General features: G+C 68.8%; 23 protein-coding genes and 5 tRNA genes. 20 read left to right on the forward strand and 8 right to left on the reverse strand.

The genetic code is table 11. The annotated features are described in order from the left end of the window. Positions 1 to 147: 147 nt before the first annotated feature. Positions 148 to 723: a DUF998 domain-containing protein gene (locus tag C8D87_RS41315; protein WP_112231687.1), complete on the forward strand. Its 576-nt coding sequence runs from the start codon at positions 148 to 150 to the stop codon at positions 721 to 723. Beyond that, entirely contained in the window at positions 720 to 2,705 is a 1,986-nt protein-coding gene (locus tag C8D87_RS41320) for a glycosyltransferase (RefSeq protein ID WP_112231689.1), read from the forward strand. The genes C8D87_RS41315 and C8D87_RS41320 overlap by 4 nt, the downstream gene beginning before the upstream one ends. Here the strand turns inward: C8D87_RS41320 and C8D87_RS41325 are convergent. Then, positions 2,686 to 6,345: a patatin-like protein gene (locus tag C8D87_RS41325; RefSeq protein ID WP_112231691.1), complete on the reverse strand. Its 3,660-nt coding sequence runs from the start codon at positions 6,343 to 6,345 to the stop codon at positions 2,686 to 2,688. The two genes, C8D87_RS41320 and C8D87_RS41325, sit on opposite strands and share 20 nt — an antisense overlap. A 107-nt stretch (positions 6,346 to 6,452) precedes the next feature. Beyond that, positions 6,453 to 7,985 carry a polyprenol phosphomannose-dependent alpha 1,6 mannosyltransferase MptB gene (gene mptB, locus C8D87_RS41330; protein WP_112231693.1) on the reverse strand — a complete coding sequence of 511 codons (1,533 nt, stop codon included), beginning with the start codon at positions 7,983 to 7,985 and terminating at the stop codon, positions 6,453 to 6,455. A gap of 124 nt (positions 7,986 to 8,109) precedes the next feature. Between mptB and C8D87_RS41335 the strand changes: the two genes are divergently transcribed. From C8D87_RS41335 to C8D87_RS41370, 8 genes are read left to right on the forward strand one after another with little or no spacing between them, the layout of a single operon-like run. After that, positions 8,110 to 8,808: a helix-turn-helix transcriptional regulator gene (locus C8D87_RS41335; RefSeq protein WP_233439634.1), complete on the forward strand. Its 699-nt coding sequence runs from the start codon at positions 8,110 to 8,112 to the stop codon at positions 8,806 to 8,808. Further along, complete coding sequence (sufB, locus tag C8D87_RS41340; RefSeq protein WP_109637908.1) at positions 8,805 to 10,259, forward strand: Fe-S cluster assembly protein SufB; 1,455 nt, start codon at positions 8,805 to 8,807, stop codon at positions 10,257 to 10,259. Before C8D87_RS41335 ends, sufB begins: the two co-directional genes overlap by 4 nt. Position 10,260: 1 nt before the next feature. After that, entirely contained in the window at positions 10,261 to 11,418 is a 1,158-nt protein-coding gene (gene sufD, locus C8D87_RS41345; RefSeq protein ID WP_109637909.1) for a Fe-S cluster assembly protein SufD, read from the forward strand. Further along, on the forward strand, positions 11,415 to 11,729 hold the full coding sequence (locus C8D87_RS41350; protein WP_109637910.1) for a non-heme iron oxygenase ferredoxin subunit: 315 nt from the start codon (positions 11,415 to 11,417) through the stop codon (positions 11,727 to 11,729). Before sufD ends, C8D87_RS41350 begins: the two co-directional genes overlap by 4 nt. Before the next feature lie 31 nt (positions 11,730 to 11,760). Further along, complete coding sequence (gene sufC, locus C8D87_RS41355) at positions 11,761 to 12,534, forward strand: Fe-S cluster assembly ATPase SufC (RefSeq protein ID WP_109637911.1); 774 nt, start codon at positions 11,761 to 11,763, stop codon at positions 12,532 to 12,534. A 27-nt stretch (positions 12,535 to 12,561) separates the two neighbouring features. Beyond that, a complete protein-coding gene (locus C8D87_RS41360) occupies positions 12,562 to 13,839 on the forward strand; it encodes a cysteine desulfurase (RefSeq protein WP_112231695.1) in 1,278 nt (425 codons plus the stop codon). A 1-nt stretch (position 13,840) separates the two neighbouring features. Beyond that, on the forward strand, positions 13,841 to 14,281 hold the full coding sequence (gene sufU, locus C8D87_RS41365) for a Fe-S cluster assembly sulfur transfer protein SufU (RefSeq protein ID WP_109637913.1): 441 nt from the start codon (positions 13,841 to 13,843) through the stop codon (positions 14,279 to 14,281). Then, the gene (locus tag C8D87_RS41370) at positions 14,278 to 14,664 is read left to right on the forward strand and encodes a metal-sulfur cluster assembly factor (RefSeq protein WP_109637914.1); all 387 of its coding nucleotides are present in this window, start codon (positions 14,278 to 14,280) and stop codon (positions 14,662 to 14,664) included. Before sufU ends, C8D87_RS41370 begins: the two co-directional genes overlap by 4 nt. Before the next feature lie 51 nt (positions 14,665 to 14,715). On the opposite strand, the gene C8D87_RS41375 is transcribed toward C8D87_RS41370, so the two are convergent. Continuing rightward, entirely contained in the window at positions 14,716 to 15,300 is a 585-nt protein-coding gene (locus C8D87_RS41375) for an NUDIX hydrolase (RefSeq protein WP_112231755.1), read from the reverse strand. A gap of 389 nt (positions 15,301 to 15,689) precedes the next feature. Between C8D87_RS41375 and C8D87_RS41380 the strand changes: the two genes are divergently transcribed. From C8D87_RS41380 to C8D87_RS41405, 6 genes are all read left to right on the forward strand, one after another. Then, a tRNA-Gly gene (locus tag C8D87_RS41380) sits at positions 15,690 to 15,762 on the forward strand. Positions 15,763 to 15,770: 8 nt separating this feature from the next. Further along, positions 15,771 to 15,844: transfer RNA gene (locus C8D87_RS41385), tRNA-Leu, on the forward strand. A gap of 1 nt (position 15,845) precedes the next feature. Beyond that, a tRNA-Leu gene (locus tag C8D87_RS41390) sits at positions 15,846 to 15,918 on the forward strand. 94 nt (positions 15,919 to 16,012) lie between these two features. After that, positions 16,013 to 16,089: transfer RNA gene (locus C8D87_RS41395), tRNA-Ile, on the forward strand. Position 16,090: 1 nt separating this feature from the next. After that, a tRNA-Val gene (locus C8D87_RS41400) sits at positions 16,091 to 16,165 on the forward strand. A gap of 35 nt (positions 16,166 to 16,200) precedes the next feature. Next, a complete protein-coding gene (locus C8D87_RS41405; RefSeq protein WP_112231697.1) occupies positions 16,201 to 16,638 on the forward strand; it encodes an NUDIX domain-containing protein in 438 nt (145 codons plus the stop codon). Here the strand turns inward: C8D87_RS41405 and C8D87_RS41410 are convergent. Then, positions 16,629 to 17,039 (reverse strand): CBS domain-containing protein, encoded by a 411-nt coding sequence (locus C8D87_RS41410; RefSeq protein ID WP_112231699.1) that lies wholly within the window; start codon positions 17,037 to 17,039, stop codon positions 16,629 to 16,631. The genes C8D87_RS41405 and C8D87_RS41410 overlap by 10 nt on opposite strands. A gap of 201 nt (positions 17,040 to 17,240) precedes the next feature. On the opposite strand from C8D87_RS41410, the gene C8D87_RS41415 reads away from it, so the two are divergent. Genes C8D87_RS41415 through C8D87_RS41425 form a run of 3 tightly spaced genes read left to right on the forward strand, consistent with a single transcriptional unit; the run spans position 17,241 to position 20,382 of the window. Next, positions 17,241 to 18,464, forward strand: coding sequence for a prenyltransferase/squalene oxidase repeat-containing protein (locus C8D87_RS41415; RefSeq protein WP_215732633.1), 1,224 nt, complete (start codon positions 17,241 to 17,243; stop codon positions 18,462 to 18,464). After that, positions 18,461 to 19,564 (forward strand): cytochrome P450, encoded by a 1,104-nt coding sequence (locus C8D87_RS41420; RefSeq protein WP_112231756.1) that lies wholly within the window; start codon positions 18,461 to 18,463, stop codon positions 19,562 to 19,564. The genes C8D87_RS41415 and C8D87_RS41420 overlap by 4 nt, the downstream gene beginning before the upstream one ends. After that, complete coding sequence (locus C8D87_RS41425; protein WP_170166766.1) at positions 19,552 to 20,382, forward strand: UbiA prenyltransferase family protein; 831 nt, start codon at positions 19,552 to 19,554, stop codon at positions 20,380 to 20,382. Before C8D87_RS41420 ends, C8D87_RS41425 begins: the two co-directional genes overlap by 13 nt. A gap of 7 nt (positions 20,383 to 20,389) precedes the next feature. Here the strand turns inward: C8D87_RS41425 and C8D87_RS41430 are convergent, their stop codons facing one another. The 4 genes from C8D87_RS41430 to C8D87_RS41445 all read right to left on the reverse strand — a co-directional run bounded on the left by C8D87_RS41430 (position 20,390) and on the right by C8D87_RS41445 (position 25,177). Next, positions 20,390 to 21,190: an SAM-dependent methyltransferase gene (locus C8D87_RS41430; RefSeq protein ID WP_112231705.1), complete on the reverse strand. Its 801-nt coding sequence runs from the start codon at positions 21,188 to 21,190 to the stop codon at positions 20,390 to 20,392. Between the two features lie 86 nt (positions 21,191 to 21,276). Further along, positions 21,277 to 22,341 (reverse strand): carboxylate-amine ligase, encoded by a 1,065-nt coding sequence (locus tag C8D87_RS41435; RefSeq protein WP_233442531.1) that lies wholly within the window; start codon positions 22,339 to 22,341, stop codon positions 21,277 to 21,279. Between the two features lie 154 nt (positions 22,342 to 22,495). Then, positions 22,496 to 24,169: a GGDEF domain-containing protein gene (locus tag C8D87_RS41440; RefSeq protein WP_112231709.1), complete on the reverse strand. Its 1,674-nt coding sequence runs from the start codon at positions 24,167 to 24,169 to the stop codon at positions 22,496 to 22,498. A gap of 42 nt (positions 24,170 to 24,211) precedes the next feature. Beyond that, the gene (locus tag C8D87_RS41445; protein ID WP_112231711.1) at positions 24,212 to 25,177 is read right to left on the reverse strand and encodes a lycopene cyclase family protein; all 966 of its coding nucleotides are present in this window, start codon (positions 25,175 to 25,177) and stop codon (positions 24,212 to 24,214) included. Between C8D87_RS41445 and C8D87_RS41450 the strand changes: the two genes are divergently transcribed. Further along, entirely contained in the window at positions 25,176 to 25,646 is a 471-nt protein-coding gene (locus C8D87_RS41450) for a nitroreductase/quinone reductase family protein (RefSeq protein WP_233442532.1), read from the forward strand. The genes C8D87_RS41445 and C8D87_RS41450 overlap by 2 nt on opposite strands. Positions 25,647 to 25,774: the final 128 nt, after the last annotated feature.

Genomic DNA, 25,774 nt, shown 5'->3' on the forward strand with positions numbered 1-25,774 from the left:
CGCTCGAAGGCAGGTCTCGCCGCCGTTTCCTGAAGGACGGCTGAAAAAGGTGGGGCTGGCCCTACCCCGGGGACTCAGGGACACCTCAGGGTTCGCTCGGGGGAGTTCCCCATTGGTTGATCAACGAGATCGCAAGAGACTTTTGTCGTGCTCAAGACGGGGGCGGACAGACGGGGACTGGTGGTCGGGGGGCTGGTGTTCTCACTGGTTCCGATTTTCTACCTGCATGTGGTGTCGGCAGGGCAGTTGAACCCCATCACGGACGTCATCAGCGACTACGTGTTCGTGGCGAACGGCACCGGATGGCTCGCGGCAACTTCGCTTAGCCTCGCGGCCGTCTCGGCGTTGCTCGCCGTCAACCTGCGGGGTGTAGGCAGGTCAGCGCAGTGGCTGATCGGCATCTGGTCGGCGGGCCTGACCGTGTCGACGATCTTTCCCACCGACCCCACAGGAGCACCGACGTCGTTGTCCGGCTACATCCACCGGTACGCCGGAGCGGTCATGTTCGTGGCGTTGCCCGCCGCCGGTGTGCTCATCGCCCGTCAGTTTCCGGCTCTGTTCGGTATCGCAATAACGGCAAGCGTGTCGAGCGCGGCGTTTTTGGTCAGCCACGTTTCGTTCGCCGGTTTCGAGGCGCGCGGGCTGACCGAACGCGTTTTGTTCGCGTCGCTTTACGGACTCCTTTTCGCCATCGCGGCACTACAGGTGAGGCGCACGACATGACCATGATGGCCATCACGCTCGCCGTGTTCGGCGCCGTGTGCTTCGCGCTCGCCGCCCGCCTGCAGCACGACGCGGTCGCCGAGACCGGTGCGCGGGCGAGCGTGCTCAGGCAGCCGCGCTGGCTCGGCGGGCTCGCCCTGCTCATCGCCGGAGCCGGGGTGCACGCGGCCGCGCTCGGCATGGCGCCGCTCACCGTCGTCCAGCCGATCGGCGTGCTCGCGATCGGGATGACCGCTTTGCTGGACCGCCGCTTCCGCGAGCTGCCGGCGATCTTGCTCACCACCGTGGGCGTCGGTGCGTTCGTGTTCCTCGCATCCGGCAGTGCGACTGCGACCCAGATCGCACCGGATGCCGAACTCACGGCCGGCTTCGTGGTCCTCGGCGCGATCGCGGTGCCTGGGGTGGTCGCCGCGCTCACGACGAACGCGCGCACTCGTGCCGTGGCATTCGCATCGGCCGGTGGCGTCGCGTACGGCTACGTGTCCGTGCTCATGCGCGCCGTCTCGCAGTCGGTGCAGCAGGGCGGGTTCGGGCTCTCACACGTCGCGTCCGTGCTCGGCATCGCACTCTCGCTCGCCGTCGGCGGCTGGCTGGTCCAGCACGCCTACGCCGGCGGGCCCCCTCATCTCGCCGTCGCCTGCCTGACCGTGGTGGATCCGCTGGTCGCGGTCGGCATCGGCGCCTTCCTCCTCGGCGAGGCCTCGCACCTGTCCCTGTGGACCGGTGCCGCGCTGATCGCCTGCGCGCTCGCCGCAGCCAGCGGTGTGTTCGCCCTCGCTCGTCAACCTCGCGTCTCTACTCGATCGGAGCTTCCCGTGAACACCTCCAGCGCGCTGCGCGTCGTCATCGCCGCCGACACGTTCCCGCCGGACGTCAACGGAGCGGCGCGGTTCGCCCAGCGCCTCGCCACGGGCCTCGCGTCCCGCGGGCACGACGTCCACGTCATCGCCCCGGACTCGCCCAAGGCCACCGAGATCGACGGTGTGACGGTGCACCGGCTCCGGTCGCACCGGCTGCCGTTCTACCCGGACTTCCGGTTCTGCCTGCCGTGGCAGGCGTCCAAGGAGGCCGACGAGCTGATCACATCGCTCAAGCCGGACGTCGTGCACGTCCAGGCGCACTTCGTGGTGGGCCGGTTCGTCCTGAACTCCGCCGTCGCTCAGGGCATTCCCACGCTCGCCACGAACCACTTCATGCCGGAGAACCTGTTCAGCCACGCGCACGTGCCGGCGTTCCTGCAGGGCATGGCGCGCAAGCTCGCCTACCGCGACCTGGCGCGCGTGTTCGGCCGGGCCGACGTCGTCACCGCGCCGACGCCGCGTGCCGTGCAGCTGTTGCACGAGAGCGGTTTCCCCGAACGTGCGGTGCCCGTGTCGTGCGGCATCGACATCTCCCGCTACCAGCGCGAGGTCACGCACAACGACCGGCCGACCGCGTTGTTCGTCGGGCGCCTGGACGAGGAGAAGCGCGTCGACGAGTTCCTGCGCGCACTGGCCCGCGTGCCCAGCGCGTTCGGTGAGATCGTCGGTGACGGCACCTGCCGCTCCGAGTGGGAGCTGCTGGCCCGCGACCTGGACATCACCGACCGCGTGAAGTTCCACGGCTTCGTGTCCGAGGACGACCTGCTCGACGCCTACGCCCGTGCCGACCTCTTCGTCATGCCTGGCGTCGCCGAGCTGCAGAGCCTCGCCACGATGGAGGCGATGGCCGCGGGCAAGCCGGTGATCGCCGCGAACGCCATGGCGCTGCCGCACCTCGTGCACCCCGGCCGCAACGGCTGGCTGTTCGAGCCCGGTGACGTGAACCAGCTGGCCCAGCGCCTGCACACGCTGGTCCACGACGCCCCGATGCGCGCCAGGATGGGCGCCGCGAGCAGCGAGATCATCTCTCACCACGCGCTGGCGGCCACCCTGGAGCGCTTCGAAGGTCTCTACGCGCGGGCGATGGGCCGTACCGCGCCGATCATCGCGCTGGCTGCCTGAGCTTCTGCTCGATCCGTTGCGCGACAACCAGTCCGGTGCGGGACAGGGCGAGCGTCGAGGGGTGCTCGCCCTGTCCCTCGATGAGGAACCGGTAGAGCGAGGCGTGGCCCTCCAGCCGTTCGCGCAACGTCTCCGCGATGTCGCAGTCCTCCGGGTAGATCGCCGGAATCGCCTCGCTGACGAGCTGACGCCGGATCCGGCGGCGCTCCGCGCGGGGCACGTACCAGGACGTGATCAGCAGCAGCGTCAGGCCGAACGCCAGCGCCGTGCCGATCACCGCCTGCCAGCCCCACCCGCTCGGCCCGATGACGAGCAGGACGTCGGCGAGCGCGAGGTAGCCGATGCCGTAGACCACGGCCCAGCCCGCCGTCGCGGCAGCGGGCGGCTCTGCTCGTTCCGTGCCCCACTCGCCCTCGACCCGGCGCCAGCGCTGCAGCGACTTGCCGCCGGACAGCGCCATCCAGATCCCGAACGCTCCACACAGGACGGACGTCGGGATCACCAGCCACGGCTCGGTGTGCAGCTCGAACCGCCAGATAGCCCAGACCAGTCCTGCCGCCGCGAGCAGCACCGCCGCCTGCTTCCAGCGGCGCTTCACGAACTGCATCGGCCGGAAGTCGGCCAGCACCGCGAGCGGTGTGCGGATCGGTGCCGGTAGCGAACCCAGGACGAGCAACGCCGTGACGACCAGTGCCACGCCCGTCACCGTGACGGTGCCGGTGTTGATCTCCGCGCGGTCGCCGGGCAGCCGGTCGACGGCTGTGGCCACCAACGGGATCACCGGTGAGAGCAGCACCAGTCCGTGCAGCATCGTGCCGGAACGCAGTGCGGCGTAACCGAAGGCGGCCAGCAGCGAGGCCGCGCCGATCGCGGCGCCCGGTCCCGCCGCCCACGCCGGCAGCATGCCGAACAACGCCATCACGACCAGCGCGCCACCGACCGCGAGGCCGAGCAACCCCAGGAACTGGGCGAGCTTTCCGCCTCTGGTGAGCCCGGTGATCGTCCAGTAGGGCAGCAGCGCCGCGCCTCTGATCGTGCGGGTGACCGGCCGGACCGCGGCGAGCCCCGCTCGTTCGGAGTCGGCGACCGTCACCGCCACCGCGGCGGCGGTCGCGGCCGTGCGGATCATCTGGTCCGACGCGGCTTCCTGCGTCAGCGGTTCGCGGCCGATGCCGGCGCGGTCGAAGGCGTCGAGGGCCGCCATGCCCAGCGTGACCGTGTGCTCCTGCGGATACTCCAGCCGCCGGAGCAGGTCCGCGTGCTCTTCGAGGAAGAGCTCGCCCCGTGAGCGCTTGTCCGCGCCGTCACCGCGGTCGGCGATGATCGCGGCCCTGAGCCGGGGCAGCTCCTCGCAGATGATCCGCCAGTGCAGACCCCACGCCGCCAGTTCGGCGAGCTTCATCGACGACGGCGACAGCTCGTGGTCCGCCTCGTAGATGCCCTGCAGTTCCTTCTTCGCCTCCTCGGCGCACCGCGCGACCTGCACGGGCAGCTCCGGCCCGAACATCGCCTCGACGACCTCGCCGACGACGGCCGCCGCGCGCTCCTCCGGCGTGCGCTGGTCGCCTTCCGGCCGCCCGAGCATGTCCATCCTGCGCAGCCGCCGCGGGTCGAACAGCACCCGGCACAGCATCGTGGCGCCGTCGAGCCGGCCCCAGATCCAGTCGTTGACCCGCCACGACCGCTTGAGGAAACCGGAGAACCGCGACAGCGACGCCCCGCCCGCCTTGTCGTCGGCCGTGATCGACTGCCGCGCGAACGCGTTGCGTGTCTGCAGCGACACCTGCACCAGCTCGACCGGGGTGTCCAGACCGGTCGAGGCGTCGTCGGACAGGCAGGTGCCGGCGACCTCCAGCGCGAGCAGGCGGCTCAGCCACCGCTCGCCGTCGCTCAGCCCGGCCTCCTGCGCCGTCGGCTCGGTGGCGAGGAGCGCGTGCCAGCAACCGAGCCCGCCGAGCTTGAGCCGGTGCGCGTCGAGGCCGCCGATGACCTGCGTGGCCTCGCCGACGATCCGGCCGATCTCCGCGACCTGCGCCTTGACCTTCAGGCCGAGCTGCCCGTCGATCATCTTCTCGTGGTAGCTCGCGAGCCGGCCGGTCCAGTACGTCTCACCGAGCGACTCGGACGGCTGCCACGCGAACAGCTCGCCGCGCAGCCTGCGCAGTTCCGCGCGCACCTGGTGCAGTTCGCGCCGGGTCTTGGCGATCTCGTCGGCCTGACCGTCCGGCGCCACCCACACGATCCGCTTGAGCAGGTCGAGTGCCGACGCGCCAAGGCGTTCGGCCATCGTGATGCCCCACTCCCAGCCGAGGTCCGCACGGCACACGGTGCTCGGCAGCTTCATCCCCGGCACGTACGGCAGCACGCCGTGCTTCTTCTTCCACTTGCGCTGCGCCGTCTCCGCGGCCCGCCGCACCCGTTCGAACGACCAGTTGGCCGGATTTCCCTTGGGCAGAGCGAACTGCTGGGCGGTGAGCTGCCGTGCCGCAAGCCGGATCTCGACGTCCTCGTAGTGACCGAAGAGCTTGTCCGCCAACGAGTACACCTCGTCGACGACGTTCTCCCCGCCCGCGTGCAACCGCTCCAGCAACGCCATCCGGCCGCCCCTGCTGCTCGCGGCGCGCCGGTTGTGCTCCTCGATCTTCTCGACGTACGTGCGGTTGGCCTGGCTGGACATGGCGCTCAGCAACTTGGCGCCGGAACTGACCGTCGTCATCGCCTTGTCGGCGGTGTCCGCCTGCGGCTCGGAGCCCAGCGGTTCGGCGTGCGGGAAGACCAGCAGCATCACCCGCCGCACAGGCCCGTCCGCGGGCATCCGGTCGATGGCTTCGAGTGCTTCCCTCGTCGGTGTGTTGACCAGCACGCCGCCGTCGACCGCGAACCTGCTCCGGTCGCCACCGTTGGCCCAGCTCGCGACGTCGCCCATGTCCGGGCGGTCCGGCGAGGCCTGGCCACCGACGGGGATGAAGCTCGGCTCGAACGCGAACGGAAAGCTGGCGCTGCTCCTGGCGGCGAGCGCGAGCTGCAGGACGCGGTCGTTGAGCGTGTCCGCGGCGAAGTCGTCCCTGGTCTCCTCGGACACCCACGCGTAGGGGTCGCGGCGGAACGAGAACGACCCCTGGTGCACCGACTGGGTCAGCGGCTGTCCCAGGTCGTCGTAGGTGATGTTGGGGACGCCACCCAGCAGCGTGGTGGTGATCCTGAGGTCGATCGGACGCTCGTCGGGCTCGGTGGGCTCGAAGTCGCTGGTCAGCCGCGCCAGCGCTTCCTGAAGCCTCGGCAGGAAGAACTCGTCGCCCTTGAGCAGGCTCGCCGGCTCACCCCGGAACGGCGTCCTGAGCAGCTGTTCCATCCGCCCCTGCTCGGCCCACAGATCCCGCAGCCTGCTCAGATCCGCCTGCTTGTTGACCTGCGACAACGCCAGCGCGGCCCCGTTGATGCCGCCCGCCGAGGTGCCGGCGATGACGTCTGCTCTCGCGGTGCAGCCCACGAGGTCGAGCAGCGGCTGGTACGTGGTCCCCGGCCTGGTCAGACGGTCCAGCTCGAGCACGACGCCGCCCATCCAGACGGCCAGACTGACGCCCCCGTTGAGCACAACGGCGAACCGGACCTCTTCGCGCGACATGGGTTGCTCGGTCATGCCGCATCACCCCCTCCGGCTTCGATCTTCCCCTGCCGAGGTAGTCGTCCGCCGAAGGGATGTGGTTACTGGCCCGGTTGCCTCAAACGGGTTGCCGACCCGGTCCGTCAGGCCGGGTCGGACTTGAGGAACGGCCCGACCCGCTTCCGCGCGATCAGAACGCACACCGCGAACGTGATCACCGCCCCCGCGACCGCCTGCGGCACCGTGTAAGCCCGCCCGTCGAACGCGGACCCGGTCGGCGGCAGGATCACCGCGATGATCGCCGACGTCACCATGGCGAACGTCCTGAACTTGGGCCCGACCACGGCCGTGGCGAGCGGAAGCGCCGCCCACAGCACGTACCAGGGCTGCAGCACCGGTCCGAGCACCAGGATCGCGCCGAGCGACGCGCCCAGGCCGTTCATCGCCTTGATCCGGCCCTTGAAGCTGCGCCACAGCAGGACCACCGTGATCACGACCGACACGCCCTGCCCCAGCAGCCGGGTCAGCGCGATCATCGCCTCGGTGTGGTTGCCGAGGCCGAGCATGATTCCCGTGCCGGCGCCCATGAAGCCGAGCGCGGTCGGCGGTGACATCCAGGACTTCACGGTCGAGGCGACGTTCAGCGTCTCGATCCACCCGAAGCCGAACCCGGTGCCGAGACAGATCACCACCACGCCGGCCCCGGCTATCAGCGCCATGATCCCGGCCACCAGGGCCAGGTGCTTGATCTGCCCGCCGAGCTTGCGCGCCACCAGCACGCCGAGGAAACCGAGCGCGGCCATCGCGGGGATCTTCACCATCGCGCCGCACACGATGATCGCGGCGCCCAGCGTGATCCACGACCACTTCAGCGGTTCCAGCCCGCGCATCGCCAGCTCCAGGCCGACCAGCATCAGGCCGAGGGCCAGGCCGTCGTTGTGCACGCCGATGACGATGTGGAACAGCACCAGCGGGTTCAGCGCGCCCAGCCACAACGCGCCGACCGGCGGCACGCCGAAGCGGGCGGCCAGGCGCGGCAGCGCCCACACGATCATCGCCAGGCCGCACAGCACCAGCAGCCGGTGCACGAACACGCCGGACACGACGTGGTCGCCGGTGATCATCGCGGTGATCCGGCCGAACGCGAGGAACAGCGGGCCGTACGGCGCGGGCGTCTCGCGCCAGATGTTCGGGACACCGCGCGTGAGGATGTGGTCGACGCCGAGCGCGTTCGCCGGGCCCAGCTCGTACGGGTCGAGCCCGCGCGCCGCGATCTCGCTCTGCGCCAGGTACGAGTACACGTCGCGCGAGAACATCGGCACGCAGAAGACCAGCGGCACGGTCCACATCAGCAGCGTGCGGTCCATCTGGCTGCGCGAGACCAGGCGCGGGCGTCCCGGCCGCACGAACCGTCCCAGCGCCAGCCAGGCCGAGACGATCATGAAGATGCCGGTCCAGACGACCCCCATCGCGACACTGGGCATCCTCGAGAAAAGCCCGAGGACGGGCACGCCGTACAGCGGCGAGTAGATGGGCGCGGCACCGCCGCCGAGCGATCCGACGGTCAGCAGGAGCGCTCCGATGGTGCCCCAGCGACGGACGATGTCCAGCTCACGACGCTCTCGACCGTTCAAGAGGTCGCTCTCCGGAGTCACTGCTCCGCCGGAAGTGGGCATGCGGGCAGCGTATCCAGCCACGTTCAGCCGTGAGTCAGGTCACCCTGTGACCGCGATCTTTGCGACCTCAGGCTAAATACGCAACACTGGTGTTGTGAAAAACGCCGAGACCCACCTTGACGCCGTGCAACAGCACGACGGCAAGACTCGGCGTGCCGTCGCCAGGCTCCTGCTGGAGCAGGGCCCGGTCACCGCGGCGAGCATCGCCGAGGAACTGGGCATCAGCCCCACGGCCGTGCGCCGTCACATCGACGCACTGCTCGCGGACGGCGAGGCGACCACGAGGGACGCTCCGCGCCAGACCCAACGCGGTCGTGGCCGTCCCGCGAAGCTCTTCCTGCTGACTGACGCCGGACGCGCCCGGTTCGGCCACGCCTACGACGACCTCGCGGTCGCCGCGATCAGGTTCCTCGCCCAGACGGGTGGGGAAGAGGCTGTGCGCGCCTTCGCGCAGAGCCGTGTCGACGCGCTCGTGGACCGGCACCGGACGGCGATCGTGGCCCAGGCCACACCCGCCGAACGGGCCAAGGCCCTTGCGACCGCGCTGACCAGGGAGGGCTACGCTGCGTCGGCACGTCACGTAGGGGTGGGCGAGCAGTTGTGCCAGCACCACTGCCCGGTAGCCCACGTGGCGGCTGAGTTCCCCCAGCTGTGCGAGACCGAGACGGAAGCTTTCGCGAACCTCCTCGGTTCTCATGTTCAGCGCCTCGCGACGATCGCAAGCGGCCATGCCGTGTGCACGACGCACATCCCGAACGTTCAACCCAGGTCCCCCGGCTCCGCCGGAAAGCACAGCCCAGATGATGGAGGGGAGCCCGCATGACTGCCGCTGCCGAGCAGCGCACGCCCACCACGGTGCAGTCTCCGCTCACGCAGGAAGAGACCATCGCGTCTCTCGGCAACTACGAGTTCGGCTGGGCCGACTCCGACGTCGCCGGCGCGAGCGCCCGCCGAGGCCTCAGCGAGGACGTCGTTCGCGACATCTCGGCGAAGAAGGACGAGCCCGAGTGGATGCTCGAGTACCGGTTGAAGGCGCTCAAGCTCTTCGACCTCAAGCCGATGCCGAACTGGGGCGCCGACCTCTCTGGGATCGACTTCGACTCGATCAAGTACTTCGTGCGTTCCACCGAGAAGCAGGCCCAGAGCTGGGAAGACCTGCCAGAGGACATCAAGAACACCTACGACCGGCTGGGCATCCCCGAGGCTGAGAAGCAGCGCCTCGTCGCCGGTGTCGCGGCTCAGTACGAGTCCGAGGTCGTGTACCACCAGATCCGCGAGGACCTGGAGGCGCAGGGTGTCATCTTCCTCGACACCGACTCGGGTCTGCGTGAGCACCCGGAGCTCTTCAAGGAGTACTTCGGCTCGGTCATCCCGGCCGGCGACAACAAGTTCTCCGCGCTGAACTCCGCGACCTGGTCCGGCGGCTCGTTCATCTACGTGCCGAAGGGCGTGCACGTGGACATCCCGCTGCAGGCCTACTTCCGGATCAACACCGAGAACATGGGCCAGTTCGAGCGCACGCTGATCATCGTCGACGAGGGTGCCTACGTGCACTACGTCGAGGGCTGCACCGCGCCGATCTACTCGTCCGACTCGCTGCACTCCGCGGTCGTCGAGATCATCGTGAAGAAGGGCGGCCGCTGCCGCTACACGACGATCCAGAACTGGTCGAACAACGTCTACAACCTGGTCACCAAGCGCGCCAAGGCCGAAGAGGGCGCGACCATGGAGTGGGTCGACGGCAACATCGGCTCCAAGGTGACCATGAAGTACCCGGCCGTCTTCCTGATGGGCGAGCACGCCAAGGGCGAGGTCCTCTCGATCGCGTTCGCGGGCGAGGGCCAGCACCAGGACGCCGGCGCGAAGATGGTCCACCTGGCGCCGCACACCTCCTCGACCATCGTGTCGAAGTCGGTGGCGCGTGGCGGTGGCCGCACGTCGTACCGCGGCCTGGTCCAGGTCAACAAGCGGGCGCACCACTCGAAGTCGACGGTGAAGTGCGACGCGCTGCTGGTCGACACCATCAGCCGGTCGGACACCTACCCGTACGTCGACGTCCGCGAGGACGACGTGCAGATGGGTCACGAGGCCACGGTCTCGAAGGTCTCCGAGGACCAGCTGTTCTACCTGATGTCGCGCGGCCTCAACGAGGACGAGGCCATGGCGATGATCGTGCGCGGGTTCGTCGAGCCCATCGCGCGCGAGCTCCCCATGGAGTACGCCCTCGAACTGAACCGCCTGATCGAACTGCAGATGGAAGGGGCCGTCGGCTGACATGGCCGCCCTGTCGACTCAACCTCACTCCCACGGTGCTGTCGTTCCGGTCACCTCGCGCGCGGAGCACTTCACGTCCTACGACGTGAACGCGTTCGAGGTGCCGGGCGGTCGTGAGGAGATCTGGCGTTTCACGCCTCTCAAGCGTCTTGCCGGTCTGCACTCCGGCGCTGCGGCAACGGGTTCCACTGCCGTTGAGGTGAACGCCGCTGCCGGTGTCACCGTCGAGACCGTGGGTCGTGACGACTCGCGGCTCGGCACCGCCGGCGTTCCCGGTGACCGCGTCGCGGCGCAGGCGTACTCGTCGTTCGAGAACGCCACCGTCGTGACGCTGCCCGGTGACGCGAAGTCCGAGCCGACCACCGTCACGGTGACCGGCCCCGGCGCGGGCGCCGTCGCGTACGGCCACATCCAGGTCAAGGCCTCGCAGTTCGCCGAGGGCACCGTGATCCTGGACTTCCGCGGTTCCGGCGCGTACGCGGACAACATCGAGTTCCTCGTCGCGGACGGTGCGCACCTCACGGTGATCACCATCCACGACTGGGCCGACGACGCCGTGCACGTCTCGCAGCACCACATGAAGCTCGGTCGTGACGCGACCCTGCGGCACACGGTCGTGACCCTGGGCGGCGACGTCGTCCGCGTCACCCCGGTCGTGCAGTACGCGGGCCGCGGCGGCGACGCGGAGCTGTTCGGTCTGTACTTCGCGGACGCGGGACAGCACCAGGAGCACCGGCCGTTCATCGACCACGGGCAGCCGAACTGCCGCAGCAACGTCGTCTACAAGGGCGCGCTGCAGGGCGAGGGCGCGCACGCGGTGTGGATCGGCGACGTGCTGATCCGCGTGGCGGCCGAGGGCACCGAGACGTTCGAGCTGAACCGGAACCTGATCCTCACCGATGGTGCGCGTGCCGACTCGGTGCCGAACCTGGAGATCGAGACCGGCGAGATCGAGGGCGCGGGCCACGCCAGCGCCACCGGCCGGTTCGACGACGAGCAGCTGTTCTACCTGCAGGCGCGCGGCATCCCGGAGGAGCAGGCACGCCGTCTCGTCGTGCGCGGCTTCTTCCAGGAGCTGATCGCGAAGATCGCCGTGCCCGAGGTGCGCGAGCGCCTCGAGGCCGCCATCGAGGCAGAGCTCGAGGCGGTAGGGGCGTGATTCGCGTGTGTGCACTGTCCGATCTGGACGACCGCAAGCCGTTCGCCACCGAGGTCGACGACGTGTCGATCGTCTTGGTGCGCAACGGCGAGCGGGTGCACGCGCTGGCCGATGAGTGCTCGCACGCGGCGGTGTCGTTGAGCGAGGGCGAGGTCTCCCGCAAGGGGATCGAGTGCTGGTTGCACGGGTCGTGCTTCGACCTGGAGACCGGCAAGCCCTCCTCGCTGCCCGCGACCGAACCGGTCGACGTCTACGCCGTCGACATCCGTGACGGCGACGTGTTCGTCGACGTCACCGTCACCACGAACTGACTTAGTTAGACCACCAGGAGAAGCGCTAGTCATGGCCACGCTTGAGATCAAGGACCTGCACGTCTCGGTCGTCAGCGAGGACGCCCCCAAGGAGATCCTCAAGGGCGTCGACCTGACGATCAAGGCGGGCGAGACCCACGCCATCATGGGCCCCAACGGCTCCGGCAAGTCCACGCTGTCGTACGCGATCGCCGGTCACCCGAAGTACACGATCACCTCGGGCACCGTCACGCTCGACGGCGAGGACGTGCTGGAGATGTCCGTCGACGAGCGCGCCCGCGCGGGCCTGTTCCTCGCGATGCAGTACCCGGTCGAGGTGCCCGGCGTCTCGATGTCGAACTTCCTCCGCACCGCCGCCACCGCCGTGCGCGGCGAGGCCCCGGCCCTGCGCCACTGGGTCAAGGAGGTCAAGGCCGCGATGTCCGACCTCGACATCGACCCGGCGTTCGCCGAGCGCTCGGTGAACGAGGGCTTCTCCGGCGGTGAGAAGAAGCGCCACGAGATCCTGCAGCTGGGCCTGCTCCAGCCGAAGGTCGCGATCCTCGACGAGACCGACTCCGGCCTGGACGTCGACGCGCTGCGCGTCGTGTCCGAGGGCGTCAACCGCTACAAGGCCTCCGGTGAGGTCGGCGTCATGCTGATCACGCACTACACCCGGATCCTCAAGTACATCGAGCCGGACTTCGTACACGTCTTCGCCAACGGCCGCATCGTCGAGTCCGGTGGCCGCGAACTCGCCGACCAGCTCGAGGCCGAGGGTTACGTGAAGTACACCGGCAAGTCGGAAGCTGCTGCCCTTTCCTGACGTTACTAGGTGTTGAGAGGAGGCGCTGTGACCACCACCGCAGCACCACTGGATGTAACCGCTCTCCGAGCGGACTTCCCGATCCTGTCTCGCACCGTTCGTGACGGGAAGCGCCTGGTCTACCTGGACTCCGGCGCCACCTCGCAACGCCCGACGCAGGTTCTGGACGCCGAGAAGGCGTTCCTGCAGCAGCACAACGCGGCTGTGCACAGGGGCGCCCACCAGCTCGCGGAGGAAGCGACCGACGCGTACGAGGGTGCGCGTCAGCGCATCGCGGACTTCGTCGGCGCCGACTTCGGCGAACTGGTGTTCACCAAGAACGCCACCGAGGGCTTCAACCTCGTGGCGTACGCGATGGGCAACGCCGCCACGTCCGGCCCCGAGGCCGCGCGTTTCGTCGTCGGTCCCGGCGACGAGATCGTCGTGACCGAGATGGAGCACCACGCGAACCTGGTGCCGTGGCAGCAGCTCGCCCAGCGCACCGGCGCCACGCTGAAATGGTTCAGGCTGACCCCGGACGCTCGTCTCGACCTGTCCGATGTGGACAGCGTGATCACGCCGCGCACCCGCGTGGTGGCCTTCACGCACCAGTCGAACGTGACCGGCGTGATCAACCCGGTCGACGTCCTCGTCGCGGCTGCGCAGAAGGTCGGCGCGCTGACGGTGCTGGACGCGTGCCAGTCCGTCCCGCACGGCCCGGTCGACTTCCACCGGCTCGGCGTCGACTTCGCGTCGTTCTCCGGCCACAAGATGCTCGGCCCGTCCGGCATCGGTGTCCTTTATGGACGTCGTGGGCTGCTGGAGGCGTTGCCTCCCTTCATCACCGGCGGCTCGATGATCGAGCTGGTGCGCATGGAGGGCTCGACGTTCGCGCCGCCGCCGCAGCGGTTCGAGGCCGGTTCGCCGATGACGTCCCAGGCCGTCGGTCTGGGCGCGGCGGTGGACTACCTCTCGGTAGTGGGCATGGAACGCGTCCACGCCCACGAGCACGCGCTGACCGTGGCGGCGCTCGAAGGTCTCGGCGCGATCCCGGGTGTCCGCCTGATCGGCCCGCAGGACGCGGTCGACCGTGGCGGCGCCGTGCCGTTCGAGATCGAGGGCGTCCACCCGCACGACGCCGGCCAGGTGCTGGACAGCCTGGGCATCGCGGTCCGCGTCGGCCACCACTGCGCGTGGCCGCTGCACCGCTGCCTGAACGCCCAGTCCTCGGTGCGCGCGTCGTTCTACCTGTACAACACGCTGGACGAGGTCGACGCACTGGTCGACGGCGTCCGCGAGGCGCAGAAGTTCTTCGGGGTGGCCTGAGATGCAGCTCCAGCAGATGTACCAGGAGATCATCCTGGACCACTACAAGAATCCGCACGGCCGAGGCCTGCGCTCGCCCTACGACGCCGAGTCGTTCCAGGTCAACCCGACCTGCGGCGACGAGGTGACGTTGCGCGTGCACGTCGTCGACGACGTGGTCCAGGACGTCTCCTACGACGGCCAGGGCTGCTCGATCAGCCAGGCCTCGACGTCCGTGTTGACCGACCTCGTCGTGGGTAAGCCCGTGGGCGAGGCGTTCGAGAAGATGGACGCGTTCGTCGAGCTCATGCAGGGCCGCGGCCAGGTGGAGCCCGACGAGGACGTCCTGGAAGACGGCATCGCCTTCGCCGGTGTCGCAAAGTACCCGGCGCGCGTGAAGTGCGCGCTGCTGGGCTGGATGGCGTTCAAGGACGCAGTCGCACGAAGCCAGGGAGCAGCATGAGCACCGAAGAAGTCGTCCGGGGAGCCGAAGGCATGCCGGTCTTCGAGCCCAAGGCTGACGTCGCCGCACTGGACGACGTGGAAGAGGCGATGCGCGACGTCGTCGACCCGGAACTCGGCATCAACGTCGTGGACCTGGGCCTCGTCTACGACATCCGCGTCGACGAGGAGAACATCGCCACCATCGACATGACGCTCACGTCGGCGGCCTGCCCGCTGACCGACGTCATCGAGGACCAGACGAAGGCCGCCCTGACCGGCGGCGCCGGCGGCGGCCTGGTGAAGGACTTCCGCATCAACTGGGTGTGGATGCCGCCGTGGGGTCCGGAGAAGATCACCGACGACGGTCGCGAGCAGCTGAGGGCGCTCGGCTTCACCGTCTGAGGCTTGGTCTCGGAAACGGCGCGCATCCCGCGGGTGCGCGCCGTTCGTCGTTCAGGTCCGGATCTGCTCGAGGAACGTTCGCGCCAGCAGGTCGTTCGAGGTCCGCACCAGTGCCTCGCCGAGGCTGACCAGGCTGGAACTCTGCTCGTGTCCGTCGGTGTCGACCCACGCGACGTCAGCTCCGCCGTCCCGCTCGGTCGCGGCGCCGGCGAAGACGACCTGGAGCAGATCCGGGTGGGGAGACGGGTCGTCAGGGCGTCGCGGAGTGAGATGTTCGAGGTGCAGCCACCCCAGCGGGCGGAGCGTGTCGCGGTCGAGCAACCACCCGGTCTCCTCATGCACTTCGCGCGCCGCCGTGTCCGCGTAGGACTCGCCTGCGTGTCGCCGGCCACCGGGCAGGGGATGGACGCCATCGACGTTCTCGCAGAAGACGATCAGCTCGCCGACCTGCACGACGCACCGCACCGAGGTGACCAGCTCCTCGGGCAGCTCGGCCGGGGCGGTGTAGGCACTGACCCGCAGCGGTATCGCGCCTCCCTGCCAGGACACCTCGCCGGTGGCGGCGGGCTCGTGGCACGCCAGCAGCTCGGTCAGGCCCAGGTGGCGCGCACCGAAGCCCGGACGGTTCCTCGTCATGGTCACCATCGAACCAGACACTGCGGATCCAGCTCGGGAACCACCATCTGGAACAACGATTAAATGCGTTGCACGGCCGTCCGGCCGTCGCATAACTTGATCCCATCACGACAGACAGAGATCAACCGGAGGAAGACATGCTTGCCAAGGCCGAACTCGCGGGATGGCGAATTCTCGCCCTCGTCGCCGGCGGTCTGCTGGCGCTGGCGTGGGGCTCCACGCCATGACCTGATCCCCAGGTCATGACCTCGGAGCCGCCCACGGGAAACCTGGGCGGTTTTCTTTTTGCACAAAACAAATGCCGACGAGCTTCGGAAGCGGAACGGATTCCAAACCCGTTTCCCGAGGGTTCGACTCCTTCCGTCGGTGCTGCACAACTGAATACCCACGCGGTCGTGGTGAACTCGGCGGACACGTCGGTCTTCCAAACCGAAGCAGAGGGTTCGATGCCCTCCGGCCGCTCGCAGGAAGTGGATCTAGCCCAACTGGTAGAGGCACATGGTTGAGGGCCATGACAGTCGGGGTTCGACTCCCCGGATCCGCACGCCCTCGTAGCCCAACGGGAGAGGCAACGCGCTCAGAACGCGTCCAGTCCAGGTTCGAATCCTGGTGGGGGCACGGCACCAACCAACAACTGCATCGGGGGACGCGCCGGTGCGCAGACGATCCTTGCAAGATCGCCGTGGAGGGTTCGACACCCTCGTCTTCCACCCGTCCCGTAGCTCAGCTGGAGAGAGCGTCCGTCTGATACGCGGTAGGTCCCAGGTTCAAGTCCTGGCGGGACGACCAACGTCCGGTAGCTCAGGGGAAGAGCATCTGTCTTACAAACAGAGGGTCCCAGGTTCGAAACCTGGCCGGACGACCACGCTTCCCGCCAGGCGGGCAAGTACAAAGGGAGCTGTGACCAGCAGAGCGATCTCCGCGGCCGGCGCCCTGTTCTTCGACGAGACGGGCCGCGTCCTGCTCGTGGAACCGACCTACAAGCCGAACTGGGAGATCCCGGGCGGCGCGGTCGAGCAGGGCGAGACCCCGGTCGAAGCCTGCCGCCGCGAGGTCGAGGAGGAGCTTGGCCTGCAACGAGAACCCGGCCGGCTCCTGGTCGTCGACTGGGCCCCGCACAACGACGAGGACCGCATCCTGTTCGTCTTCGACGGCGGCACGATCACCGACGCGCACGAGATCCGCCTCCAGGCAGCCGAGCTCAGGTCGTACGAGTTCGTGACGCCGGAGCAGGCCGGACAACGTCTGGTCCCCAGACTCGCGCGCCGGATCACGCAAGCGCTGCGAGCCCGGGAACTGCAAGAGACCCGCTACCTCGAACACGGCGTTCAGGCGTAGACCCGCTCCACGAACTCCGCCAGCTGCTCCTCCGGCAGGTGCCTCGCCAGATCGGCCTCGGACACCATCCCGACCAGCTGGTCGTTCTCGATCACCGGCACGCGCCGGATCTGGTTCTCCTCCATCGTCTGCAGCACGTGCTCCAGCGAGTCCTCCACGTCGACCCAGTGGACGTGGCCGCCGAACTCACCGCAGCGGGTGGTGGCCAGATCGAGTCCTGCGGCGACTGCCCTGATCACGATGTCGCGGTCGGTGATGATGCCGCGCAGCCGGTCCTCGGAGTCGCAGATCGGCAGTGATCCGACGTCGAGATCCCGCATCATGCGGGCGGCCTCGACGAGGCTCGCGTCGGAGTCGACGCAGCGGACGCCGGGATGCATGATTTCGCGCGCTGTTGTCATGACCCACCTCCTTTCCTCAGGATCCGCCCGGCTAAACCACCCTGCAGTGTGGTCCTCTGAACGGCCTAAAGCCTTGCGGGCTCAACGGCCCAGAGTGCTACTCTCTGTGGTCCTACGGTTACGCAGTTGCTATCTCCGGGGGCCGCGATGGACCTGTTAGCGGAACTGACCGACGATCCCTGGAGTGGCGTTACACCGTCTGTGTACGAGACCGGCAGGCTCGTCGCGCTGGCACCGTGGCTGACCGGCCACGAAGCCAGAGTCCGTTTCCTCCTCGACAGTCAGCACCCCGACGGCACTTGGGGCGGGCCCGGTGAGTACGCGCTGGTTCCGACGCTCAGTGCCGTCGACGCTCTCCAGGGGCACCCGGCCGCACGCAGAGGTCTTCAAGCGCTGCGCAGGCTGCTCAGCTTGCCGCTCAAGCTGCCGGACACCGTCGCGGTCGAGCTCATCGTGCCCGCGCTCGCCGAGAGACTCGGCCTGCGCACGCCGCTCGACCCGCGCCCGCTGCACGCGCTGAGACGGCGTCCGCTGCCGGAAAAGCTCTGGCACACGCTGGAAATCTTCGGTCCCCGTCCCGAGGTCACCTCCGTCGGCGGCATCGTCGCCGCCAGTCCCGCCGCCACCGCCGTCCAGCTGCGAGGCCCCAGACCCGGTCCCGGCCTCGACTACCTCGAAGCCGTCCAGCGCAGGCACCGAGGTCCCGTTCCCGCTGGTGTTCCGGTCCCCCTGTTCGAACGTACCTGGATCATCGTCGCCCTGAAGTCCGCAGGGCTCGACGTCCCCGACCCGATGGTCGAGCAGATCAAAGCCGCGTTCGGCAGGGAAGGCGCGGCCGGCGGGCCAGGACTCCCCGCCGACGCCGACGACACCGCCACCGCACTGCACGCGCTCGCATTGTGCGACAGCCCTCGCTCTGTGGAAGCCCTCCTGCGCTACCGGGAAGCCCGCCACTTCGCCTGCTTCCCGCACGAGCGCACCCCGTCGACCAGCACGAACGCCCACGCGCTCCAGGCACTCGGCCACGACCGGCAACTGGAGGAGTGGCTGCGAGACATGCAGGAACCAGAAGGCTTCTGGCGGGACAAGTGGCACGCCTCGCCCTACTACGCGACCGCGTGCGTCACGAACGCCTTGCGAGGCGACGAAAAGGCTGTCGACTGGGTGCTGCGGACACAACGGCACGACGGCTCGTGGGGCAGGTGGGAAGGCACCTACGAGGAGACGGCCTACGCCATCAGAATCCTGTCGCACTCACACCGGGACGTCAGCAAGGCGGTGACCCGCGGCGCGAAGTTCATGCAGCACTGGGGAGACCGCGAGCACCCGCCGCTGTGGCACGACAAAGACCTTTACACCCCAACGAGAATCGTCCGGGCAGAGGGCATGGCGGCGCTCCACCTCGCGTGCGTGGTGTGCCGGTGAACCGCACCGAGCTGAGGTTCGCGTTGCAGCTCATCGGGTTCCTGGACGCGGTGGGGGACTTCGAGGACGGCCTGGTCAAGCTCAGGGACCGGCGCTGGCTCGTCTGGCACCCGGACGTGATGGCCGCGCTGTTCCGCCACGACCGCGCCTTGCGCCACCCACCCAGCCGCACGCTGAGCCCGTTGCTGGGCAACCGTTCCGTGCTGTGGCTCGACGGCGAGGAGCACACCGCGTACCGCCGCACCCTCGCACCCGTGTTGCGCGGCAGCCGGTACCACGACCTGATCGGCGAGATGGTCGAGCGCTCCCTGGCCGAGCTGCCGAGCGGTGACCCGGTGAGCCTCGCCGGCTGGACCCGGAAACTCACGCTCAGGATCATGGGCCGCATCATCTTCGGCGTGGACGACGACGAGCTGCTCACCGCGTTCACCCGCTGGCTCGACCGCCGCCTCGGCAGCAGGGTCCGCACCCTCGCCCACCGCTGCTTCACGCCCGGCACCACGAGGTTCGACCCGCACCTCGACCGGCTGCTCCTGCAGCGCGCCAGGTCCGCCGAACCACCGGCACTGGCGGCCTGCCTGCCACCGGACGACCTGCGCGACCAGATCGTCTCGCTCCTCTTCGCCGGTCACGAGACCACGGCGAGCGCCACCGCCTGGACGGTGTACTGGATCGACCGCACGCCGGGACTGGCCGAACAACTGCTCACCGACGAGACGTTGCTCGACGCCACGATCACCGAGTCGCTCAGGCTGTCCCCGCCGGCCACGCTCGCGGGGAACCGGATGAGCGACGACGGCATGGTGATCACCCCGAGCATCTACCTGGCCCACCGCCGTGCCGCGACGTACGAGAACCCGCACACCTTCGACCCGTCCAGGAAACCACCACCGCCCGGGGCGTTCTTCCCGTTCGGCGGGGGAGTGCGCCACTGTCCCGGCAAGGACCTGGCGCTCACCGAGATCCGGATGATCGTCACCGCCCTGCTGCGGCACCGGCGGATCAGGCTGAACGCACCCCGCTCCTGCACACCCCAGTTGCGGGGCGCCGCGATGGCGCCACCGCCGAGCCTCGCGATGGTGGCCACTTGCCGGCGCTGACCCACCTCCACCGACTGGAACACCCCTTCGGCGTGCACTACGCGTGCTGTGCCGCCTGGGGTGCCTGCTACGCAACGAGATTCGACCTCGCCGTCGTGATCGCGGTGCTGGCCAACTTCGTCGCGATCATCTCGGGCAACCCGCTCAACGCCTACGCTGATCTCCGCAACGACGTCCACAGCGCGGAGAAGCGCCATCTCGCGCAGGCCGTGCGGGAGATCGGCGCGGACAGGGTCCTCGCGCTGGCGATCTTCGAGATGATCTTCGCGCAGGCGCTGGCGATCGCCGTGTCGTGGCGGGTGGCGGTCGGTGTCGGGCTGATCCTGGTGCTCTACCTGGCGTACAACCTCGAACCGGTCAGGTTGAAGCGGCGCGGCTATGCCGGCCCGGTGGTGCTGGCGATCGCCGCGGGTCTGCTGCCGGCCGTGACGGCTTATTCGGCAGCCGGCGGCCGGGCAGACCCGGCGGTGTGGCTCGTCTTCTCCGGTGTCGCGGCACTCGCGACCGGCCGGGCGCTGTGGTGGGCGGTCCCCGATCGCGCCGGCGACGCCCACGTCGGGTCCAGAACACCCGCTGTCCTGTACGGCGCGAGACACGCGGTCAACGCGACCACCCAGCTGACCGTGGGCGGGTTGCTGCTGGTCGGCGGAGGTCTGTGGTTCAGGTTCGGCCTGATGTGGGCGGCGGTCGGCGTCACCGCGTGCTCGGCGTTCCTGCTCGCGCGCGACCTGCCGACTGCCAGGCAGCAGCTGCGTTACGGCATGTCGATGGCCGTGGTGTCGACGATCGTGCTGGCCGCGATCCCGCTGCTCGCCTAGTGCGGCACTAGATCTTGCGCGCCAGGCCGCCGCATCCCTGGAAGTTCTCGGGATTGCGGTCCGGGATCTCGTCGGGATCGGGCTCCCACAACGGAATCGGCACGACCCCCGGCGACAGGATCTCCATGCCGTCGAAGAACTGCACGACCTGCTCGGGGTACCGGAAGGTGAACGTGGGCAACGGCTGGTCGCCGTACATCGAGCCGAAAAGTCCCACGGCGGCCAGCATGAACGGGTCGCGGCACGTGTGCGAGAGCCCGAGGTAGCTGCCGGGTGCCAACGCGTCCATGTACTTGGCCAGCACCTTGTGCGGTTCCGCGCTGTCCGGGACGAAGTGCAGCACGTCCAGCACCAGCACGGCGACCGGCTCCGACAGGTCCAGCGTGGTGCGGACCTCCGGCGAGTCCAGCACCTTCTCCGGCTGACACAGATCCGCGCAGAGGTACGAGACCTGTGGGTTGTCCGCGATGATCTCGCGCCCCTGGCTCGCCACCGCCGGATCGATGTCCACGTAGACCACGCGCGCGTCGGGTGCGACGAGGTGCACGTTGGCCGAGGTGGGCAGCCCGGAGCCCAGGTCGATGAACTGCCGGATCCCCAGCCTGGTCAGCCGGCTGACGACCCTGCCCAGGAACTCGCGGTGGGTCCGGCACAGGTACGGCAGGTGCGGCGCCGCGGACACGAGGTGGGCCGCCAGCTCCTGGTCGGCCTCCGTGTTGTGGGTGCCTCCGAGCCAGTAGTCCCTGACTCGCGCGGTGTTGGGTTTCTCCGGACCGTTCACTCCCGGTGCCCAGATGGGGGTGGCCACGGGGACTAACTACCGGATCCAGGCTTGGAGTGGCACCAAGCCGACCCGAGATGTACCCGATCGAGTGAACATCACCTGGAGGTTCGTCAGACCGGTGAAGTCTGCGCGACAAGGAATCCCACGACGTCGTCCAGCCTTCCGCGCCGCGCGAACGCCCTCCGCTGGCGTGCCGCACCCGTGCCGTCGAGCAGCAACCGGTCGAGGCCGTCGCTGACCATCTCGTAGTCCCCGGCGAACTCCAGCGCGGGCCGCACCCACCGCAGCAACGACGCGGCGATCGCCGACGCGGGTGTCGGCGAGGCCGTCACGGGGTCGATGCCGAAGCCCTCCAGGCCATCGCGCGCGGCACGCCACATCGCGACCTTCAGCAGGTGCGGAGGGATCGGTACGGGCGCGGCACCGGAACTCAGTGCGGTGGAGGCGATCGCGCGCACGAGAGCGGCCATCAGGACGGCTTCCTCCACCGTCGGCGCGACGTCCGACACCCGCAGTTCGAGCGTGGGGTGGTGCGCGGACAACCGGACGTCCCAGTAGAGCATCCCGGCGTCCATCGCCGCACCGCTCGCGACGATCTCGTCCCGTGCCGCGCAGTAGTCGGCCGCGGAGTCGAAGTACGGCGGCGCACCCGAAGTGGGCCAACGGTTCCAGACCACGTAGCGCCAGCTCGCATAACCCGTGTCGTCGTCGAGCCAGTACGGCGAATTGGCGCCGAGTGCCAGCAATGTCGGCAGCCACGGCCTCAGGTGGTTGCTCACGAAGATCTTCGACTCGTCGTCCGGCAGCCCGATGTGCACGTGACAGCCGCAGATCGCGAGGTCGTTGGTGAGCGCGCCCATCTCCTGCGCCATCCGGTGATAGCGCGGGGAGTCCGTCAGCGGCGTGGGCATCGTCAGCCCCAGCACGGGAGTTCCGGTCGCGACCAGTCGCGCGTCGTGGCGCGCAGCCCGTTCGATCAACGCCCGGCGCGCGACCGCGAGCTCGTCGCGCAGCGCGGTCATGTCCGTGCAGATCCCGCTGGCCGATTCCACCTGGTACTGCGCGATTTCCGGCTGCAGGTCGACCTCGTAGCGGTCGGCGCCGGTGAGCACTTCGTTGGCGCGGTTGGCCAAATGGCCGGTGGAGGCTTCAACGAGAACGAATTCTTCTTCCACCCCAACGGTGAGGAGTCCGTCGATGCTCGTGCGTTGCGCGGGTACCGATTGAGTTCTGCTGCCGACCTGCACGCCGAACCTCCTGTGCGCTGAGTAGCGACCTCGATGCTATGAGTGATCAGGTCGTCGCACAGGAGGCGTTTGGTTGTACTTCTCAACTCACCGCGCGTTGCGCGGCACCCCTCAGCACATCGCGTCGTTCGCTGCCCGGCCGTCCCATGACCCAGCTCGACCCGGTGAGCGACTTCGCGTGTTCCTTGACTGGTGCCAGCAACCGCGACACCTCGCGATACGACCCCACTGACCCCGCGGCACAGATAAGGGTCGCAAGAGAGAGGGTGATGTGTCGTCCCTCCGCCGTGTACGGCTTGTCGAGCAAACGGGCGGACAACGGCACCGTTTCGTCGAGCCCGGCGAGGATCAGGAAGTCGTCGCCGCCGACGTGCCCGACCTGCACGCCGGGAAACGCGTTCGCGAGCTCGGCCAGGTCGTGCCCGATCTCGCGGATCAGGTCGTCACCGGCCGCGAACCCGACGGTGTCGTTGACCTGCTTGAAGCTGTCGACGTCCAGCCACGACACCGCGAAGATCTCGCCGGCCTCGATGCGCCGGTCGACCTCCTTAGCGAGCGCGTCGCTGCCGGGCAGGCGCGTGAGCGGGCTCAGCGCGGCCGCCTGCTCCACCTTCAGCTCGGCAACACCACGCACCACGTCCGCAACACGCACAACACCCATGCACCGCTCGTTGTGGTCCACGACGATGAGGTCGTCGTTGGTGCGCTCACGGTTCGCATGCGTCACCACGTCGAGCAGATCGAGCGCCGACGCCTCGGTGCCGATGATGTGCGGCTTGTCCGCGAGCCGCGCCGCCTCGCGCTTGGCGTGCAGGGCGTGCCCGTACGGCCCGGTGACCGCGAGCAGGAACCGGTTGCGGTCCACCGACCACTTCGGGCGCCCCTCGTCGTCGACGAGCACCACGCCCGTGACCGTCGGCTGGCTCGCCAGCACCTCGCGCACTTCCTCGCTCGTGGCGTGTTCGGGCAACGTCGTGGCGGGGTGCAGGAAGTCCGTCACCCTGGGGCCGGCGTGCCTGCGGATCTCCCCGGTCTCCGTGACAGCCTCTGGAGCGATGCGGGCGTTCACCGCTGGTCTTCGCTGCGGTGGCGCGAGCATGTTGCCCTGCGCGTGCCCCACGCCCAGCTTGCGGAGGTACGTCAGCTGCGCCTCGGTCTCCACACCCTCGGCCACGACCTGACCGCCCGTGTACTCGCCGAGGTGCACCAACGACCGCACGAGCGCACACCGCGCTGCGTCGTCGGGCAACGTGCGCACGATCTCGCGGTCGAGCTTGATGAAGTCCGGCGAGGCACTCGTGAGAAGGCCGAGCGGTACGTCGCCTTCGCCCACGCAGTCGAGTGCGATGCGGAAGCCGTTGTTCCGCAACGTCTGGAGGCCGCGGGCGAGCCGGGCGCGGTTGGCCCGCGAGTACGGCTCGCCGACCTCGATGACGATGCTGTCCGGCGTGCGCCGGGCATCCCTGAGCGCGCCGTAGAGGGGGCTCATGACCTCGGGCCTGTCCGCGACCGTGATCGCGAGCAGGTTGATGTGCAACGGCAGCAGCAGGTCGTGGTCGGCTGCCGAGCGCACGGCACGGCAGGCGAGTCCGACATCGGCGTTGGTCAGCAGTCCCGCCTGGAAGGCGGCCTGGAGGAGATCCTGCACGCTGCCGTCGTGCGGCCGGGCCAGAGCCTCCACCGCCACGACGCCCCCGGTGTTCAGGTTGAACAGCGGCTGGAAGGCGAACCTGACGTCATCCAGCAAAGCGGGCACGTCTCAGATCGTGCAGGGACGAACGCGCAGCTCCAAGAGGGTTCACCAGGTGTTCATCATCTTGGCGCGAAGGCGCCACGGTGCCGCGCGGAACAGTTTCGCCATCGCGGCGGACGTACCGCGTACGTCCTCGCGGCCGGACAGGTAGGCGCGCTGCAGCTCCGGCGGGAGCAGGAAGAACAGCTCGAAGAAGTCCCTGGTCTCGTCCGCGTCCAGGCGGAGCAGTACCTCGAGGCCGAACCGCCTCATGGCGTGCACGACGCGTGCTTTGCGGGACCAGATGACGTGCTTCGGGTCGTCGCCGGCTTTGACGGCCTCGGCGACCTTTAGGGCGAGCGCCAGTGAGGTGGCGACGCTGTAGCCCGTCGCGGGGTGGATGAAGCCGGCTGACGCGCCGAACGCGAGGCCCTTGTGCCGAGGTGCGTCGAGGGGGAAGCGGACGCGTTCCTCTCGTTGGCCGGGTTCCAGCCGTGCGTGGAGTCTGCGGCGGAGTTCGCTGAGTGGCATCCCCGGCCGACCGGCGAGGCAGGTCTCCTCGACGAGGACCTCGTTGTCGCCGAGCGGGACCGTGTAGAGGAACGTGTCGCCGTTGCGCCAGTCCATCAACGTCGTCTCGGTGCTGTCGGACTCGATGACCGTACCTACCGCCGTTTGCTCGGCGCGGCCCTTGCGCGCACCGGTGGCGTTGAACGTGTAGCGCGCTTCCGTCGGGCGTTGAAGCACCTTCACGTCATCGGGCAGCTCATGGAGGCGTGCGTTGTCGAGCACGACATAGGTGCGTGGAATCAGGTGCTCCTCGCGCGCGTAGGCGCGAACCACTGTGCTTGTCGCGGCAACCGGGGTGTCGGGTGGGAGCTCGTCGGCCCACGCGCCGTAGGTCGCAGTCCAGACGCGGTGCGGACGACGGTCGACGAGCGCGGTGTCGAGGCCTTGTTGCGCGCAGGCGCGGGCCAGGGCACGGCCGGCCGGGCCACCACCGATCACGAGCACGTCGAGCACAAGGTCCATGATTGACGTTGTGGCCAAGACCTACCGCACGACCCTCGTCCGCCGCGTAGGCAACGTCGCCATCAGTGGCGCCGTGAAGCTCGGCATCGCACCCTCCTACTACGTGCTGCTGTCCATCCGCGGGCGGCGCAGCGGTGTGGAGCGCACGATCCCCATCAGGCTGATGCGTCATGACGGGCAGGAGTGGTTCGTCGCGCCGTACGGCGTTCGCGACTGGGTGCACAACGCACGGGCCGCCGGCGAGGCGGTTGTGCGAAGGGGACGCAGGTCACGTCGAGTGCGTTTGACGGAGGTTTTCGCTGCCGTCGCGGCGCCGGTGCTGGCCGCTTACGCGCGGAAGGAGCCGGTGACGAGGCCTTTCTTCGACGCACGCGTCGGTGACCCGGTCTCGGCGTTCGAGGCGGAGGCCGACCGCCACCCGGTGTTCCGCGTCGAGAACCTGCAGGTCAACGGCGGTGCCGGGGCCTAGGTGACCCCCCGATTTTGAGATCGAATCACCCCGGTGTAATGTTCTCTCTGCCAGCGCGGAACGGGCCGGAAATCAAAACCGGAACGAGCGGGGCACAAGCCGGAAGACAAAGGGCCTCTGAGAGGCCG

It is taken from the genome of Lentzea atacamensis, from assembly GCF_003269295.1.
GTDB classification, from domain to species: domain Bacteria; phylum Actinomycetota; class Actinomycetes; order Mycobacteriales; family Pseudonocardiaceae; genus Lentzea; species Lentzea atacamensis.